Source organism: Variovorax sp. P2_H12 (assembly GCF_056403395.1).
The window spans coordinates 1-16844 of the sequence record NZ_JBFUFO010000025.1 but is presented as its reverse complement, the minus strand read 5'-3'; the positions used below and the strand labels follow the sequence as shown (position 1 = coordinate 16844).

16 protein-coding genes are annotated in these 16844 nt (G+C 69.5%); 3 read left to right on the top strand and 13 right to left on the bottom strand.

Features of this window, described 5'->3' with window-relative positions; translation table 11 throughout:
• Nucleotides 1–22: 22 nt before the first annotated feature.
• The 4 genes from AC1DYK_RS19055 to AC1DYK_RS19040 are packed head-to-tail and all read right to left on the bottom strand — an operon-like array spanning nt 23 to nt 3188.
• On the bottom strand, nt 23–1198 hold the full coding sequence (locus tag AC1DYK_RS19055; RefSeq protein WP_478167723.1) for an MFS transporter: 1176 nt from the start codon (nt 1196–1198) through the stop codon (nt 23–25).
• Nucleotides 1198–2322 carry a chorismate synthase gene (gene aroC, locus AC1DYK_RS19050; RefSeq protein ID WP_478167722.1) on the bottom strand — a complete coding sequence of 375 codons (1125 nt, stop codon included), beginning with the start codon at nt 2320–2322 and terminating at the stop codon, nt 1198–1200. The genes AC1DYK_RS19055 and aroC overlap by 1 nt, the downstream gene beginning before the upstream one ends.
• Before the next feature lie 60 nt (nt 2323–2382).
• Nucleotides 2383–2850: an SRPBCC family protein gene (locus AC1DYK_RS19045; protein ID WP_478167721.1), complete on the bottom strand. Its 468-nt coding sequence runs from the start codon at nt 2848–2850 to the stop codon at nt 2383–2385.
• Entirely contained in the window at nt 2739–3188 is a 450-nt protein-coding gene (locus AC1DYK_RS19040) for an ArsR/SmtB family transcription factor (RefSeq protein WP_478167720.1), read from the bottom strand. The genes AC1DYK_RS19045 and AC1DYK_RS19040 overlap by 112 nt, the downstream gene beginning before the upstream one ends.
• 97 nt (nt 3189–3285) lie before the next feature.
• On the opposite strand from AC1DYK_RS19040, the gene AC1DYK_RS19035 reads away from it, so the two are divergent.
• Nucleotides 3286–3708, top strand: coding sequence for a cupin domain-containing protein (locus AC1DYK_RS19035; protein WP_478167719.1), 423 nt, complete (start codon nt 3286–3288; stop codon nt 3706–3708).
• Nucleotides 3709–3762: 54 nt separating this feature from the next.
• Entirely contained in the window at nt 3763–4341 is a 579-nt protein-coding gene (locus AC1DYK_RS19030; RefSeq protein ID WP_478167718.1) for a GbsR/MarR family transcriptional regulator, read from the top strand.
• A gap of 121 nt (nt 4342–4462) precedes the next feature.
• Here AC1DYK_RS19030 and cydX read toward each other — a convergent pair whose 3' ends face one another.
• The 5 genes from cydX to cydD all read right to left on the bottom strand — a co-directional run bounded on the left by cydX (nt 4463) and on the right by cydD (nt 10862).
• Nucleotides 4463–4585, bottom strand: a complete 123-nt coding sequence (gene cydX, locus AC1DYK_RS19025) for a cytochrome bd-I oxidase subunit CydX (RefSeq protein WP_088956434.1) — start codon at nt 4583–4585, stop codon at nt 4463–4465.
• A gap of 24 nt (nt 4586–4609) precedes the next feature.
• Entirely contained in the window at nt 4610–5764 is a 1155-nt protein-coding gene (gene cydB / locus AC1DYK_RS19020; protein WP_478167717.1) for a cytochrome d ubiquinol oxidase subunit II, read from the bottom strand.
• Between the two features lie 2 nt (nt 5765–5766).
• Nucleotides 5767–7374, bottom strand: coding sequence for a cytochrome ubiquinol oxidase subunit I (locus tag AC1DYK_RS19015; protein WP_478167716.1), 1608 nt, complete (start codon nt 7372–7374; stop codon nt 5767–5769).
• Nucleotides 7375–7399: 25 nt separating this feature from the next.
• A complete protein-coding gene (locus AC1DYK_RS19010) occupies nt 7400–9094 on the bottom strand; it encodes an amino acid ABC transporter ATP-binding/permease protein (RefSeq protein WP_478167715.1) in 1695 nt (564 codons plus the stop codon).
• 61 nt (nt 9095–9155) lie between these two features.
• Nucleotides 9156–10862: a thiol reductant ABC exporter subunit CydD gene (cydD, locus tag AC1DYK_RS19005; protein ID WP_478167714.1), complete on the bottom strand. Its 1707-nt coding sequence runs from the start codon at nt 10860–10862 to the stop codon at nt 9156–9158.
• A gap of 54 nt (nt 10863–10916) precedes the next feature.
• Between cydD and AC1DYK_RS19000 the strand changes: the two genes are divergently transcribed.
• Entirely contained in the window at nt 10917–11975 is a 1059-nt protein-coding gene (locus AC1DYK_RS19000; protein ID WP_478167713.1) for a glycosyltransferase family 4 protein, read from the top strand.
• 82 nt (nt 11976–12057) lie between these two features.
• On the opposite strand, the gene AC1DYK_RS18995 is transcribed toward AC1DYK_RS19000, so the two are convergent.
• From AC1DYK_RS18995 to AC1DYK_RS18980, 4 genes are all read right to left on the bottom strand, one after another.
• Entirely contained in the window at nt 12058–13164 is a 1107-nt protein-coding gene (locus AC1DYK_RS18995) for an acyltransferase family protein (RefSeq protein ID WP_478167946.1), read from the bottom strand.
• Nucleotides 13165–13375: 211 nt separating this feature from the next.
• Nucleotides 13376–14338: an NAD(P)H-dependent flavin oxidoreductase gene (locus AC1DYK_RS18990; RefSeq protein WP_478156587.1), complete on the bottom strand. Its 963-nt coding sequence runs from the start codon at nt 14336–14338 to the stop codon at nt 13376–13378.
• A 179-nt stretch (nt 14339–14517) separates the two neighbouring features.
• Nucleotides 14518–16308 (bottom strand): acyl-CoA dehydrogenase, encoded by a 1791-nt coding sequence (locus AC1DYK_RS18985; protein WP_478167712.1) that lies wholly within the window; start codon nt 16306–16308, stop codon nt 14518–14520.
• A gap of 91 nt (nt 16309–16399) precedes the next feature.
• Nucleotides 16400–16844: electron transfer flavoprotein subunit alpha/FixB family protein (locus AC1DYK_RS18980; RefSeq protein ID WP_478167711.1), on the bottom strand; the 445-nt coding region annotated here is incomplete at its 5' end.

Sequence of the window (16844 nt, the reverse complement as noted above, 5' to 3'; positions counted from 1 at the left end):
TTTAGCTGCGTCGCCTCCGATGTCAAGCTGGAGTCTCCAGCCGCTGCGCCTGCCACGCGCAGGCGCTCGCGATCGCCGCCACCACGGTCGCCACGCCGAACATCGCGACATAGCCGAAGTGCTGCGCGATCGCACCGCCGGCGAGCACGCCGAGCACACCGCCGAGGCCATAGCCGGTGACGGTGAAGAGCGCCTGGCCGCGCCCGCGCAGTCGCCCCGGGAAATGGCGCGACACCATCGCGATGCAGGCGGTGTGATGGGCCGCGAACGACAGCGCGTGCAGCGCCTGCGCGACGACCAGGGCCCAGACCCACTGGCCGCAGCCGGCCGTGATGCCCATGCGCAGCACCGCCGCGATGCCGCACAAGAGGAGCCAGCGCGGCATCGACAGCAGCCCGAGCAGCCGCCCCTGCAGGAAGAACCAGACGATCTCGGCCACCACCGACAGCGCCCACAAGAGGCCGATCGTGCCCTTGCCGTAGCCCAGGGAGTCGAGGTACAGCGAGAGGAAGCCGTAGACCGCGAAATGCGCCATCACCTGGAAGAAGAGCGAGACGAAGAACCAGCGCACCGCGGGATTGCGCAGCACCGGGCCGACCGGCTCCTTCGGCTGCGCGTGGTGCGAGACCGGCTCGCGCACGTCGGGCAGCCGCAGCGTCGCGATCAGCACGATCGCCAGCGTGCCGCCGGCCCAGGCCGGAAAGTGCCGCATCCCGAAGCGCTCGAACCATTCGCCGGCGAAGAACACGGTGACCAGGAAGCCCGCCGACCCCCACAGCCGGATGCGGCCGTAGCGGCCCCAGTCGCCGGCCACCAGATGCGCCATGGCCGCCTCGGTCAGCGACATCATCGAACTGGTGTGCGTGAACATCACGAGCAGCACCAGCATCAGCCACCAGGGCCCGCCGTTCCACCACAGGCCGAACGAGGAGACCAGCGCCACCGCGGCGCTGAAGCGCAGCAGCTTCACGCGCTGGCCGGTGTGGTCGCTCAGCGCGCCCCATGCATAGGGCGCGAAGACGCGCGTGACCGACTGCACGGACGTCAGCAGGCTGATGACGAAGATCGGCAGCCCGAGTTCCTTGAGCCACAGCGGCAGGTACGGGTTGAAGAAGCCGATGTGGGCGAAGTAGCTCGCCGACAGCGCCGCGAAGGCCAGCAGGTGGCCGCGCCCCCCCGCGGCGGGCGGCGCGGACACTAGAGGAAGGACGCCTGTGGCGACGGATCATCCTGGCCGCTGGACGGCAGGCCCTCGGGCGCATTCACGTCGCCGCACTGCGCACGGTGGCGCAGCGCGTGCTCCATCACGACCAGCGCCAGCATCGCCTCGGCGATCGGCGTGGCCCGGATGCCGACGCAGGGGTCGTGCCGGCCCTTGGTGACGACCTCGACCGGCTGGTTGTTGACGTCGATGGATTGACGCGGGCTGATGATCGAGCTGGTCGGCTTGATCGCGATGCTGACCTCGAGGTCCTGCCCGGTGCTGATGCCGCCCAGCACGCCGCCCGCGTTGTTGCTCTCGAAGCCCTCGGGCGTGATCGAGTCGCCGTGGGTGGTGCCGCGCTGCGTGACGCTGGCGAAGCCGGCGCCGATCTCGACGCCCTTGACCGCGTTGATGCCCATCATGGCCCAGGCGATGTCGGCGTCCATCTTGTCGAACAGCGGCTCGCCGAGGCCCACCGGCACCTTCGATGCCGTGACGCGGATGCGGGCGCCGCAGGAGTCGCCGGCTTTGCGCAGCGCGTCCATGTAGGCCTCGATCTGCGACACGTCGGCCACCGGCGCGAAGAAGGGATTGCCCGGCACATGCTCCCAGCTCTCGAAGGGAATCACGATGTCGCCGATCTGCGCCATGCAACCGCGAAACCGGGTGCCGTACTTCTCGAACAGCCACTTCTTGGCCACCGCGCCGGCCGCGACCATCGGCGCGGTGAGGCGGGCCGAAGAGCGGCCGCCGCCGCGCGGGTCGCGGATGCCGTATTTCTTCCAGTAGGTGAAGTCGGCGTGGCCGGGACGGAACTGCTGCGCGATCTGGCCGTAGTCCTTGCTGCGCTGGTCGGTGTTCTGGATCAGCAGCGCGATCGGGGTGCCGGTGGTCCTGCCTTCGTACACGCCGCTGAGGATCTGGACCACGTCGGGTTCGTTGCGCTGCGTCACGTGGCGGCTGGTGCCCGGGCGGCGCCGGTCGAGATCGCCCTGGATGTCGGCCTCGCTGAGCGCCATGCCGGGCGGGCAACCGTCGATGACGCAGCCGATTGCGGGGCCGTGGGATTCGCCGAAGTTGGTGACCGCGAAAAGGGTGCCGAAGGTGTTGCCGCTCATGCGGGGATTATCCCAACAATCTCGCCTCCCCCTGCGCCGGTGTCGACGCGGCCGGCGCCATCAGCGTCCTGCCGGCTCGCCGAGCAGCGCCTCCAGCTTGACCATCGACCCGGTCCAGCCGTGGTGGTGGCCGTCGCGCGCGGCCTCGTCGAAGAACTGCTCGTGCGTGAGCGTCAGCGCGGCGCCGCGCCCGTCGGGCTCGATCTGGACGGTCACGCGCGACACCCGTTCGGGCGTCGACACCCAGGCCCAGCTGAAGACCAGCCGGCGCTCGGGCACCAGTTCGAGATAACGGCCGCTGACCTCGTGCCGCTCGCCATCGCCGGCCCGCATGACGACGCGGAAACACCCGCCCGGGCGCAGGTCGATCTCGGCCACCGGCACCGAGACGATCTCGGCCGGGCCGAACCACTGCTTCAGCGCTTGCGGCTCGGTCCACGCCCGCCAGACTTTGGCGGGGGCGGCGTCGAAGCGCCTTCGGAGGGTGAGCGAGGGGCGTTCGTGGTCGCGGGTGGCCGGGCTTTCCATTCGGTCTCCTCCTGGTGGTAAAGGAAGCGCGCCAGCGCGTCGAGGCGACCGGCCCAGAATTTCTCGTAACGGGACAACCACACGGCGGCCTCCTGCATGGGCTCGGGCGAGAGCGCGCAACGCACGATGCGGCCCTCCTTCGTGCGCGACACCAGGCCGGCGTGCTCGAGCACCCGCAGATGCTTCATGAAGCCGGTCAGCGACATGCCATGCGGCTGCGCCAACTCGCTCACCGTGAGCTCCCGCCCCTCGCCGAGCCGCTCAAGCACCGAGCGGCGCGTCGCATCCGAAAGCGCGGCAAACACGGCATCGAGGGAGGCGGCATCAGAGTGAACCATGTGGTTGAGTTTCGAGTCGCGGCACGGCCTTGTCAAGCCACGCGCGGGAACGGTTTATGCATGTTGCAGCGCAGCATCACCCTTCGAAGGAGCGCCCATGCTGGACCGTAGCGACACGACGTTTTCCCACGTGAAGCCTGGCGACACCGAGTACGTCTCGGGCGGCTTGCGCGACTTCTTCCTGTACCGCGACCTCGGCATCGCCGAGGCCACGAACGGCAAGGTGATCGCGCACCTGGTCAAGGCCAACATGGCACCGGAAACGGGCACCGGCTGGCACCGGCACGAGGCGGAGTTCCAGATCGTGATCATGGTGAAGGGATGGGCCCGCTTCATGTACGAGGACAAGGAGACGCTGGTGGAGGCCGGCGACGTGGTGCACCAGCGCCCGGGCATCCGGCACTACCTGTTCGACTATTCGCCCGACATGGAATACCTGGAGATCGTGTCGCCGGCCGATTTCAAGAGCGTCGACGTCGAGCCGGCCTGCGAAGTGCCGCAGCCCACCCCGTGGGGATGATCCCTGTTTTCAGTCTTTCTTGAAGCTTCTGCAAATTCGGTCGAAAATCGGCCGATGCCCACTGCCTCCCTGCCGCCCTTGAACCGCCAGTTCGTCGCCCACTTCGGCGAGATGGGCAGCAAATGGGGGATCAATCGCACGGTCGGCCAGATCTATGCGCTGATCTTTCTTTCCGAGCGCGCGCTCAACGCGGACGAGATCGCCGAGCTGCTGGAGTTCTCGCGCTCCAACGTGAGCACCGGCCTGAAGGAGCTGCAGGCCTGGCGGCTGGTGCGGCTGCGCCATCATCCGGGCGACCGGCGCGAGTATTTCGAGGCGCCGGCCGACGTCTGGGAGATCTTCCGGGTGCTGGCCGAGGAGCGGCGCCGGCGCGAGGTCGAGCCGACGCTGTCGATGCTGCGCATGGCACTGCTCGAGGAACCGCAGAGCGAGGCCGAGCGCCACGCCCAGCAGCGCATGCGCGAGATGCACGACCTGATCGACCGGCTCATGACCTGGTTCGACGACGTCCAGCGCTTGGCGCCCGAGACCGCCATGCAGCTGATGGGCATGGGCGCCACAGTGACCAAGGTGCTCGGCCTCAAGGACCGCCTGACCGGCGCCGCCAAGCCCCGCCCAACGGCAAGGGAGTAGCGGCCGGCGCAGCCCGGCCCGTTGGTGGAACACCGCGGAACCGGCTTTGCCGGGCCGCCGGTGTTGCCCCCGGTAGGGGGTGGGCGCCCGGACACGACGTGCCGGGCAACCTGGGGGCGAGCTAAGGCCTATCCAGCTTGTCGTGCCGGATGGCCTCGTCGTCCATCAGCTCGTACCACATCGCATTCAGCACCGCGAAGGTCGCGGCGAGCGGCAGTCCCAGGATCCAGGCGAAGTACCACATGGTCGGATTCCCTTGTTTCGTTGATCAGTAGGCGTGGCCACGGTCTTCACGGATCGACTCGGCGTCCACCTTGCCGCGCAGCACGGCGTAGACCCAGCTCGTGTAGGCCACGATGATCGGAATGAAGATGCCGGTCACCACCAGCATGATGAACAGCGTCAGGTGGCTCGAGGATGAATCGAACACCGTGAGGCTGGCGCGCGGATCGATCGACGACGGCAGGATGAACGGGAACATCGAGACGCCCACGCTCAGGATGATGCCGGCAATGGACAGTGCGCTCGCCAGCAGCGCCAGCAGCTCACGCCGCAGTTGCAGACCAACCAGCGCCAGCAGCGCACCGCCCAGGCCCAGCGCCGGCACGACATAGAGCCACGGACGCGCCGCGTAGTTGGTGAACCAGGCGCTCGAATGGACCTCGACCGTCTTGAGCATCGGGTTCGATGGTCCGTCCGCAGGCAGCGCGCTGGTGACGCGGAAACCGTCGACGAAGTACCACAGCAGCACCCCGGCCAGCGCAAACAGGACCACGGTCGCGACCGCCGCCACGCTGCCGTAGCGCCGCGCACGCTCGGCCACGGCGCCCTCGGTCTTGAGCACCAGCCAGGCGCCGCCGTGCATCACGAGCATCGCGACCGAGACCAGCCCGCACGCCAGCGCGAACGGATTGAGCAGGCCGAAGAAGGAGCCGTCGTAGAAGATGTGCATGTCGCCGTCGAAGCGGAACGGCACGCCGCGCAGCACGTTGCCCATCGCGACGCCGAAGATCAGCGACGGCACGAAGCCGCCGATGAACAGCGTCCAGTCCCAGCGCGCACGCCAGGCCGGATCATCGCGCTTGCTGCGAAACTTGAAGGCCACGGGCCGCAGGATCAGGGCCACCAGGATCGCGAACATCGCGATGTAGAAGCCCGAGAACGACACCGCATAGAGCTGCGGCCAGGCCGCGAAGATCGCACCGCCCCCGAGGATCAGCCAGACCTGGTTGCCCTCCCAGACCGGGCCGACGCTGTTGATGATGACGCGGCGCTCGAGGTCGTTGCGGCCCGCGAAGGGCAGCAGCATGCCGGCGCCAAGATCGAAGCCGTCCATGACCGCGAAGCCGATCAGCAGCACGCCGAGCAGCAGCCACCAGATGAGGCGTAGGACTTCGTAGGAAAGCAGTGTGTGAAGAATCATGGTCAGGCTCCCAGCGAGGTGCGCGGGAGGCCCGCGATTTCAGGATCGGCACTGGCGCGGTAGGCAGCCGGGGGCGGCGCCGGGTCTTCGGTCGGCCCCTTGCGGATGGCCTTCAGCATCAGCTTCATCTCGATCACGAACAGCACGGTGTAGATCGCCGTGAAGGCGACGATGGTGCCGAGCACCGTCGCGGCGCCGAGGTTGGAGACCGCCACCGCGGTCGGCAGCACGCCTTCGATGACCCAGGGCTGGCGGCCGAGCTCGGCCACGATCCAGCCCATCTCGGCAGCCACCCAGGGCAGCGGAATGGAGAACACCGCGACCTTCAGGAGCCACGTGTGGGCATCGAGCCTTCGGCGCGCCGAGAGCACGAAGAAGGTCGCCATGAGCAGGATGAAGAACATGCCCAGACCGACCATGATGCGGAACGACCAGTACAGCTGCCACACCGGCGGCACGGTGTCGAGCGCGGCTTGTGCGATCTGTTCAGGCGTGGCCTTGCGCGGATCGTCGACGTAGCGCTTGAGCAGCAGCGCATAGCCCAGCGCATGGCCGTTCTCCTCGAAGATGGTCCTGGCCGATTCGGGAATCGCGTCCGTGCTGCCGGCCTCGCGGATTTTCTGCAGCGCGTCGTAGGCGGAGACGCCGACGCGGATGTTCAACTCCGCACGGTGCACCAGGTCGTCGATGCCGGGAATCTCGGTGGTCAGAGATCGCGTGCCGATCAGGCCCAGCAGCATCGGGATGTGGACCGCGAAGTGCGTCTCGCGCGTGCGCTGGTCCGGGAAGCCGAAGGCGGTGAACGCGGCCGGCGCGGGCTCGGTCTTCCACATCGCCTCGATCGCCGCGACCTTCATCTTCTGGTGTTCGGTGGACAGATAGCCGCTCTCGTCGCCGAGCAGCACGACCGACAGCGATGCCGCGAGGCCGAACGAGGCGGCAACGGTCATCGAGCGCTTGGCCAGTTGCAGGTGGCGCCCCTTCAGCACATACCAGGCCGAGACGCCGAGCACGAAGATCGCCGCCACCGTGTAGCCGGCCGACACCGTGTGCACGAACTTGGCCTGGGCCACGGGGTTGGTCAGCACGGCGGCGAAGTCGGTCACCTCCATGCGCATGGTCTGCGGATTGAAGGCCGCGCCGACCGGGTTCTGCATCCAGCCGTTGGCGATCAGGATCCACAGCGCCGAGAAGTTCGAACCGATCGCCACCAGCCAGGTGACGATCAGGTGCGCCACCTTGGAGAGCTTGTCCCAGCCGAAGAAGAACAGGCCGACGAAGCTGGCTTCGAGGAAGAAGGCCATCAGCCCCTCGATCGCCAGCGGCGCGCCGAAGACGTCGCCCACGTAGTGGCTGTAGTAGCTCCAGTTCATGCCGAACTGGAACTCCATCACGATGCCGGTCGCCACGCCCATCGCGAAGTTGATGCCGAACAGCACGCCCCAGAACTTCGTCATGTCGCGCCAGATGGTCCGGCCGGTCATCACGTAGACCGTCTCCATGATCGCGAGGATCACGGCCAGGCCGATGGTCAGGGGCACGAACAGGAAGTGATACAGCGCCGTGAGGGCGAACTGCAATCGGGAGAGGGCGACGATGTCGAGGTCCATGAGGTTCCTTTCTTGTTCTCTGTTCTCAGTCCGGCCGCAGCGCCTTCAGTGCCGCATCGAATGCAGGCGAGCCGCGCCGCAGGTCGGCCGTGATGCGGCCGTCCTGCATCGAGACCAGGCGGTCGGCCAGCGCGGCCTCGCGCCGCAGGTGCGTCGCGATCAGCAGCGTGCGGCCCGCGGCCTGGGCATCGAGGCGCCGCAGCACATCGTTCGCGGTCGCAGTGTCCAACGCTTCGGTCGGTTCGTCCAGCAGCCAGAGCGGCACGTCGCGCAGCAGCAGCCGCGCCAGCGCCAGCCGGCGCGACTGCCCGCCCGAGAGGCCGAGGCCGCCTTCGCCGAGCGCGGTGTCGAGGCCCGCAGCCATCGCTTGCACTTCCCGGGACAGGCCGGCGGCCTGCAAGACGGCCCACAGCCGGGCGTCTTCGGCCGACGGGTCGGCCAGCCGGAGGTTGTCGCGCAGGCTGTCCTGGAACAGTTCCGTGCGCTGGGTCAGCAGGCAATGCGGCGCGCCGCGCACCTCGCCGGACGCGGCCGCGAGTTCGCCGGCGACCACCGCCATCAAGGTGGACTTCCCGGCGCCGCTGGGCCCGACCAGGGCGACGCGCTCGCCGGCGGCCAGAGCCAGTGAAATGTCGTGCAGGACCGCCACGCGGTTCCCGGGATGCGTCGCGCTCACCCGCGCCAGTCGAAGCGCCAGCCCCGGGTCGGAGGGCGAGGCCGGCGCCGCGGCGACGGGCGGGCGATCGGCCATGCGGGGCGCCAGCCGCCGCGCCGCCAGCCAGGCGCGCCCGGCCTCGAGCGCGCCGCGGCGCAAGCCGGCGAAGGGCTCGATCGCGGTGAGCGCCACCAGCAGCGCCAGCGCTGCGGCCGGCGCGCCGATCGCGCCCTCGCCCACCAGCGCGCCCGCCGCCAGCAGCACGCCGACCAGGGTCAGCGTGCCGGCCATGCCGTAGGCCATGCCGGACCGGGCTTCGAGCCGGTTGAGCGCATGATCGGCCCGCGCCAGATGGCGATCGGCGACCGCCAGGGCTTCGCGCTGCGCATCGATCCGGCCCGCCATGACCAGTTCGGTCTGACCGGCCACCAGGTCGGCGACGCGAGCGCGCAGGGCTTCGATGGCATGCGCGCGCCGCACCGCCGCCGGCCGGGCGCGCGCGGCCACCACCAGCGCGATGCCCCAGCCCGCGACGATCAGCCAGAGCGCCAGCGCGGCGCCCATCCAGGCGTTCATGACCCCCAGCACGACACCGGCCAGCAGCGCTGCGCCCAGCGCCGCCCCGGCCGGCACCAGCAGCCGCAGGTAGAAAGACTCGAGGGCGTCGATGTCGGCGGTCAGGCGGAACAGCAGCCGGGCCGGCCGGGCCAGCAGCCGGCGTGCGGCCTCGGGCCGGGCCCAGCCCCGGAACAGGCCCTCGCGCAGCGCCGCCAGCACCCCGAAGGTGGCGTCGTGCGTGACCAGCCGTTCGGCATAGCGCGAGCCGGTGCGGCCCAGCGCCAGCAGGCGGATGCCGGCCGACGGCATGAAGACGTCGAACCGCAGCGCGGTCGCGGCCTGCAGGCCGGCCAGCGCGGTGGCGGTGATGAACCAGCCCGACAGGCCCAGCAGCGCCATGCCCATCAGCACGGTCAGCGCCGCCAGCGCCGCGCCCAGCGCCAGGCGGCGCGGCTGCACGCCCACGAAAGCCTTCAGCACCGGCCGGACATCGTGCAGAAATGTCATTGGGTAACCTCCGTGCTTCGCACTGCGGTGCGAGCTTGCTTGGGGCGGCCCGGCGCGGCGCTCATGCGGCCTCCTTCGCCGGCAGCTCGTCGAGCCGGATCACGCGGCCCATGCGCGCCGCCAGCACGGGGTCGTGGGTGGCGGCGATCAGGGTCTTGCCGCGCGCCAGCTGCATCAGGGCATCGGCGACGCGCTCCGCGGTCTCGCTGTCGAGGTGGGCGGTCGGCTCGTCGACCAGCAGCAGGTCGGCATCGGGATGCGCCGCCACGCGCGCCAGCGCCAGCCGCACGGCTTCACCGCCCGACAGGCCGCTGCCGCCCTCCCCGAGCGCGATACCCGGACGGGCCTGGGCGACGCCGTCGAGCGCGGCGAAGCGCATCGCGGCCTCCACCTGCGCGGCCTGCACGCCGGTGCGCCCGAGCGCCACGTTGGCCTGCACCGAAGCACCGAAGACATGGGGCTTCTGGCCCATCCAGGCCATGCGCGCGCGCAGCCCGGCCACGGTGTCGTCGGCCAGCGGCACGCCGCCGATCAGGATCTCGCCGCGCTGCGCCGGCACCAGGCCGGCGATCAGGCTCAGCAAGGCGGTCTTGCCCGAGCCGCTGGGGCCCATCAGCGCCACGTGCTCGCCCGCGGCCACGCGCAACTCGTAGTTCTCGAAGAAGGCGTCCTCGCCGGCATGCGAGAAGCACAGGCCGCGCACGCGGACCGAGGGCGCCGCGCCCCTGGACCCCGGCGGCGAATCCGGCCGCCCCGGCGCCGCGCAAGCCCCGGGCAATGCGACGCCGCCGTCGGCCAGCCGGTCCAGCGATGCCAGCGCGGCCTCGCCGGCCGCGCGGTCGTGCCAGACCGCCGACAGCTCGCGCAGCGGCTCGAAGAAGGCCGGCGCCAGCAGCAGGATGAACAGGCCCTCGCCCAGGCTCAGCGAACGGCCCCAGGTGCCGAACTCGAAGGTGCCCAGCAGATGGAAGCCGACGTATGCCGCCACCATCGCGACGCCCAGCGCCGAGAACAACTCCAGCACGGCAGACGATAGGAAGGCGATGCGCAGCACCGCCATCGTGCGGCTGCGCAGGGACTGCGCCGCTTCGCCCAGGCGGCGTGCGGTGGCATCGACGGCGCCGAGCGAACGCAGGGTCGCGAGGCCGCGCAGGCGATCGAGCAGGAAGCCGTTCATGCCGCCCATCTCGACCATCTGCGCCTCGCTCGCGGCCTTGGCGCGCCAGCCCACGATGGCCATGAAGACCGGGATCAGCGGTGCCGCAACCAGCAGCACCGCGGCCGCCACCCAGGACAGGCCGGCCACCACCGCCACGATGACCAGCGGCACCACCATCGCCCGCCAGCGCGCCGGACCGTAGCGCACCAGGTAGGGCACCACGGCCTCGGCCTGCTCCGCGATCACGCTGGCGGCCAGGCCGGAGGCCGGTCGCGCGCTGTCCAGCGGCGAGCGCGCCGCCAGCGCAGCCGCGACCTGGGCCCGCAAGGCGGACAGGCGCAAGCGCGCCTGCGCATACACGCGGCGCATGCCCCAGGCCTCGGCGGCCGCGCGCCCCAGGCCCAGCAGCAGGATGCCGGCCGCCGGCAACAGGACGGCGGTGAGGCCCTCGCCAGCCCCGAGCCGCTGCACCGCCCAGGCCAGCAAGGCGGCCTGCGGCAGCCACAGCAGCGCGGCGGCGCCCTGGACCAGGCTGGCAAACGAACGGACGGACGAGTTCACGTATTGGATTACTGTAATTTCAGAATTTACTGAAAACTTAACGATCATACGAGAGGCGAGCCGGCGCTGCCGGGCAGAGGGTCGTTAAGCTACCAGAAGCCCATGAACATCTGCGTCATTAACCCCAACTACTACCGAAGCAGCGGCGTGACGATGGCGATTCGACGCATCCACGAGGCCGTTCAGCCCTACGGCATCGAGAACCACTTCATCAGTTGCCGCTACGGCGACGAAGAAGAGGACGTGTCATGGATGGCACCCGATCGCCTCCAGCACCTGGCCCTGATGTCGGGCCGCCCACGGGTCTTCTGGCGCAGCGTCCAGCACCTGAAGCGCCTGCTGGACGCCTGGGACATCGACCTCATCCACGTACATCACCGGCGGCTGTCGATGGTGCTCACGGCGCTGCAGCCACTGCTGCGCCGGCCGGTGCTCTATTCGGGCAACCTCACCTACGGCTTCTCGGCCCCGTTCTGGTTGCTGAGCCCGCGCCGCGCGATCGCGGTCACGCACTCGGTCAGGGACAACATCCTCGCCACCACCCGCACGCGGGACATCGAGATCCTGGGCAACCCGACCCCCTTCCCGCCGCAATGCCCCGCGATCGACCCGGACACGGTGCGCCGGCGCGCCGTCTGCGTGGCGCGATTCGTCCCGGTCAAGGGCCATGCGACGCTGATCGAGGCCTGGGCCCTGCTGCGCGACCGGGGCATCGACGCCGAACTGGTGCTGGTCGGCGAAGGCCCGTTGCGCCAGGACCTGGAGCAGAAGTGCCAGGCCCTGGGGCTCGGCGACCGGGTCGTTTTCCGTGGCTATGTGGGCGACGTCCGAAGCGAGTATGCGCAATCGCTGTTCGCGATCCTCGTGAGCTCCATCGAGGGCCAGGGCATCGTCACGATCGAAGCGGCGGCCGCAGGGCGTGCCTCCCTTCTCACCGACGTCGACGGATCGCGCGACTGCCTGCCGACGGAGCGAAGACTGCCGAACGCCTTGCCCTATGGGGACGCCGGCGCCCTGGCCGAAGCGCTGGCGATCTGGTTCGCCGATCCGGCGGCGGTGGCCCAGGAAGGCCACGCCTTCTTCGACTTCCACCAGGGCCTCAATTCATCGAGGGTGCTCGGCCGCCAGTACGCCGCGGCCTACGAACGATCGGTGGTCTAGCTGGCCCCCACGCTCCCCCACTTCGTGTGGGTCGCTGCCCCCCGAGGGGGCCGCAGGCCGCTTGGGGCGGCCCGGCGCCGGCCTAGCGAGACACGAGCAAGCCGCAGGCCAGCAGGCCCGCGAACAGGGCCAGCACCGCGCGCCAGGTGGCGGGCCGCGACTCGACCCAGCGATACAGCAGCGATGCGGCCGCGATCGACAGCGCGAAGGTCGCCAGCAGGCCCAGCAGGTCGATCCACGGCGTCGCCGGCAGCAGCTGGGTCACCACCGCGCTCACCAGCAGCAGCACCGGGAAGTGGATCAGGAACAGCGAATAGGAAATCCGTCCGAGCCGCACCAGCGGTGCACCGAAGCGCGGCCAGGCGGCGGGCGCGAGGCCGTCGCGCCGCTGCACCACGGCCACCGCCAGCGCCGTGACCAGGGCGATCGCGATGCGGCTGCGCCAGTCGAGCGCGAGCGCCGCGGCGCCGATCAGCACCAGCAGCAGCACGGCATAGCGCCAGGTGCTGTCGCGGGTGGCGCGCCCGATCCAGAAGACCAGCATGCCCAGGCCGTAGGAGCCGAAGAAGTAGATCGCGGTGGCATCGAGTTCCTGCTGCCGGTTGAACACCGCCAGCGAAGCCACCACCAGCGCCAGCACCAGCCCCGCCACCAGCCATCTCGAGCGCTCGGGCCCGAGCGACCAGCGCCGCTGCAGCAGCTCCGACAGGCCGATCGCCGCCAGGGCGAGCACGAACAACTGGAAGTCGATGGCCACGTACCAGACGCCGGTCGACAGGGCGTCGAAGCCCAGCAGGTCCTGCAGCAGCAGGCCGTGCGCCAGCAACTGCGCCAGCCCGGGCGCGGCCGGCACCGTGTCGCCGGCCAGCCAGGGCCGGACCAGCGCGGCGACCAGCACGCTGAAGCTCAGCGCGGCCAGGTAGGGCATCACCAGGCGGCCATAGCGCTGGCCCACCCGGGCCAGCGGCCGGTCGACCCGCAGCACGCCATCGGGCGCCAGGCTGCCGGCCGCCAGGAAGCCGGCCAGCACCAGGAACACCTGCACCGCCAGCCGGCCGTGCTGGGCCAGCCATTCGAACAGCGCCGGCGCCAGCGAGGAGGCGCCCTCCTGCAGCGGGCCGTAGCGCGCGAGGTGGTGGCCGACGATCAGCGCACAGGCGATGCCCTTGACCGCATCGAGCAGCGGCATGCGGCTCGATGCTGCAGGCTCTCTCGTCACGGTCTTCGGCGATCCCATACCAGGGATACCGCGGAACCGGCTTTGCCGGGCCGCTGGTATCGCCCCCCTCGAGGGGCTGAGGTCCGCGGCTCCAAGCCTGCCTGCGCAGGCTTGGACGGAACCGAAGAGCCGCTGCCTCTGGCAGCGACTCGGAGGCACCGCAGGCGCATCGGGGGGAGTTTCACAGGGCGAGGCGGCGCCGCGCTTCCAGGTACTCGCGCTTGAGCTTCTCGACGAAGTCCGCGGCGGTCGCCACCTCGGTGACCGCGCCGATGCCCTGGCCCGAGCCCCAGATGTCCTTCCAGGCCTTGGTCTTGCTGCCCTCGGCGCCGCCGAAGTTCATGGTCTTCAGGTCGCCTTCGGGCAGGTTGGCCGGGTCCATGCCGGCGGCCACGATGCTGGGCGCGAGGTAGTTGCCGTGGACGCCGGTGAAGAGGTTCGAATAGACGATGTCGTCGGAGGTGCCGTCGACGATCGCCTGCTTGTACTCGGCGCTGGCGCGCGCTTCCTCGGTCGCGATGAAGGCGGTGCCGATGTAGGCGAAGTCGGCACCCATGGCCTGCGCGGCGAGCACGGCGCCGCCGTTGGCGATCGAGCCCGACAGCGCGATCGGGCCGTCGAACCACTGGCGGATTTCCTGGATCAGCGCGAACGGGCTCTTCACGCCCGCATGGCCGCCAGCGCCGGCCGCCACCGCGATGATGCCGTCGGCGCCCTTCTCGATCGCCTTCTTCGCGAAGTTGTTGTTGATGATGTCGTGCAGCGTCACGCCGCCGTAGCTGTGGACCGCGTCGTTGACGTCGGTGCGCGCGCCCAGCGAGGTGATGACGATCGGCACCTTGTACTTCACGACCATCTCCATGTCGTGCTCGAGCCGGTCATTGCTCTTGTGCACGATCTGGTTGATGGCGAACGGCGCGGCCGGCTTGTCCGGGTGGGCCTTGTTGTAGGCGGCCAGTTCCTCGGTGATCTCGATCAGCCATTCCTCGAGCTGCGCCGCGGGGCGCGCATTGAGCGCGGGCATCGAGCCCACCACGCCGGCCTTGCACTGGGCGATCACCAGCTTGGGATTGCTGATGATGAACAGCGGCGAGCCGATGATGGGCAGCGGAAGGTTGGCGAGCACGGGCGGCAGCTTGGACATGGGGTCTCCGGACATGTTGAAGGAATTAGAGGGTGCGTCGTGCACGAAACAAGCCGGCCAGCGAAGCGAGGCCCGCTGGGGAAACACCGCGGAACCGGCTCTGCCGGGCCGCTGGTGTTGCCCCCGGAGAGGGGGTGGGCGGCCACACGAAGTGGGCCAACCTGGGGGTGAGCGTCATGTCAGAAGGCGTCGAGCGCGAGGGCCGTGACGCTGTCGGCGCCGTCGACGATGCTGTCGCGGATGCCCGGCGCCTTGTTCAGGATGTGCTCCGCGTAGAAGCGCGCGGTGGCGATCTTGGCTTTCATGAAAGCCACGTCGGTCCCGGCCTGGGCGAGGTCCTCGGCCACCAGCAGCGAGCGCGCCAGCTGCCAGCCGGCCACCACGTTGCCCGCGAGCATCAGGTAGGGCACGCTGCCCGCAAACACCGCATTGGGCGCCGCCCTGGTCTGGCCGGCGACGAACTCGACCACGTCGACGAAGGCCTCGCGTGCGGCCTTGAGCCGCTTCGCCACAGCCTGCGCATCGGCGCTGCCGCGCTTCGCGAGCTCGGCTTCGGTCTTCTCGATCTGCGCGGCGATCGCCTTCGCGGTCTGGCCGCCGTCGCGCGCGGTCTTGCGCCCCACGAGGTCGTTGGCCTGGATCGCGGTGGTGCCTTCGTAGATGGTCAGGATCTTGGCGTCGCGCAGGTACTGCGCCGCGCCGGTCTCCTCGATGAAGCCCATGCCGCCATGCACCTGCACGCCCAGCGAGGCGACCTCCAGGCTCATCTCGGTGCTGTAGCCCTTGACCAGCGGCACCATGTATTCGTAGAAGGCCTGGTTCTGCTTGCGCGTCTCGGCATCGGGATGATGGTGGGTCGCGTCGTAGGCGGCCGCGGCCACCGAGGCCATCGCGCGGCAGCCTTCGGTGTAGGCGCGCATCGTCATCAGCATGCGCTTGACGTCCGGGTGATGGATGATCGGCGCACTGGCATTGATCGAGCCGTCGACCGGCCTGCTCTGCACGCGGTCCCTGGCGTAGGCCACCGCATGCTGGTAGGCGCGCTCGGCGATCGCGATGCCCTGCATGCCCACCGCGTAGCGGGCCGAGTTCATCATGATGAACATGTACTCGAGACCGCGGTTTTCCTCGCCGACCAGGTAGCCGACAGCGCCACCGTGGTCGCCGTATTGCAGCACGGCCGTCGGCGAGGCCTTGATGCCCAGCTTGTGCTCGATGCTCACGCAGTGGACGTCGTTGCGCGCGCCCGGCGAACCGTCCTTGTTGACGAGGAACTTGGGGCAAACGAAGAGGCTGATGCCCTTCACGCCCTCGGGCGCGCCGGTGACGCGGGCCAGCACGAGGTGGACGATGTTCTCGGCCATGTCGTGCTCACCGTAGGTGATGAAGATCTTGGTGCCGAACACCTTGTAGCTGCCGTCGGGCTGCGGCTCGGCCCGGCTGCGCACCATCGCGAGATCGCTGCCGGCCTGCGGCTCGGTCAGGTTCATGGTGCCGGTCCACTGGCCGCTCACCAGCTTCTCGAGGTAGGTCGCCTTGAGCTCGTCGGAGCCGGCCGTGAGCAGCGCCTCGATCGCGCCATCGCTCAGCAGCGGGCACAGCGCGAAGCTCATGTTGGCCGAATTGAGCATTTCGCCGCAGGCCGCGCCGATGGTCTTCGGCAGGCCCTGGCCGCCGAAGTCGGAAGGATGCTGCAGGCCCTGCCAGCCGCCGCTCGCGTACTGCGCGAAAGCTTCCTTGAAGCCCGCCGTGGTCGTCACCTGGCCGTCCTTGAACGACGAGGGATTGCGGTCGCCCGCCACGTTCAGCGGCGCGATCACGTCCTGGTTGAAGCGGGCGCACTCCTCGAGCACGGCCTGGGCGGTCTCGAGGCCCGCGTCCTCCAGTCCCGGCATTTGCGACACCTGCGCGATGTCCGCGAGATGCTCGATGTCGAACAGCATGTCCTTGAGGGGGGCGATGTAACTCATGGTTGTCTCCTGCGGCCTCCTGGCCGAATACGCACCAATGTGAAAAAGGGCACCGCGAACGATGCCCTTTGGCTCACACGACCTGAATGGATCAGAGCGCCTTGACCAGTTCCGGCACGGCCGTGAACAGGTCGGCCACGAGCCCGTAGTCGGCCACCGAGAAGATCGGCGCCTCTTCGTCCTTGTTGATCGCCACGATCACCTTGGAGTCCTTCATGCCCGCCAGATGCTGGATCGCGCCCGAGATGCCGGCGGCGATGTACAGCTGCGGCGCCACGATCTTGCCGGTCTGGCCGACCTGCCAGTCGTTCGGCGCGTAGCCTGCGTCCACGGCCGCGCGGCTCGCGCCGAGACCGGCGTTGAGCTTGTCAGCGAGAGGCGCCATGACCTCCTGGAACTTCTCGGCGCTGCCCAGCGCCCGGCCGCCCGAGACGATGATCTTGGCCGCCGTCAGCTCGGGGCGCTCGCTCTTGGTGACCTCGCGGCCCACGAAGCTCGACTTGCCGCTGTCGGCCACGCCGTCCACGGTCTCGACC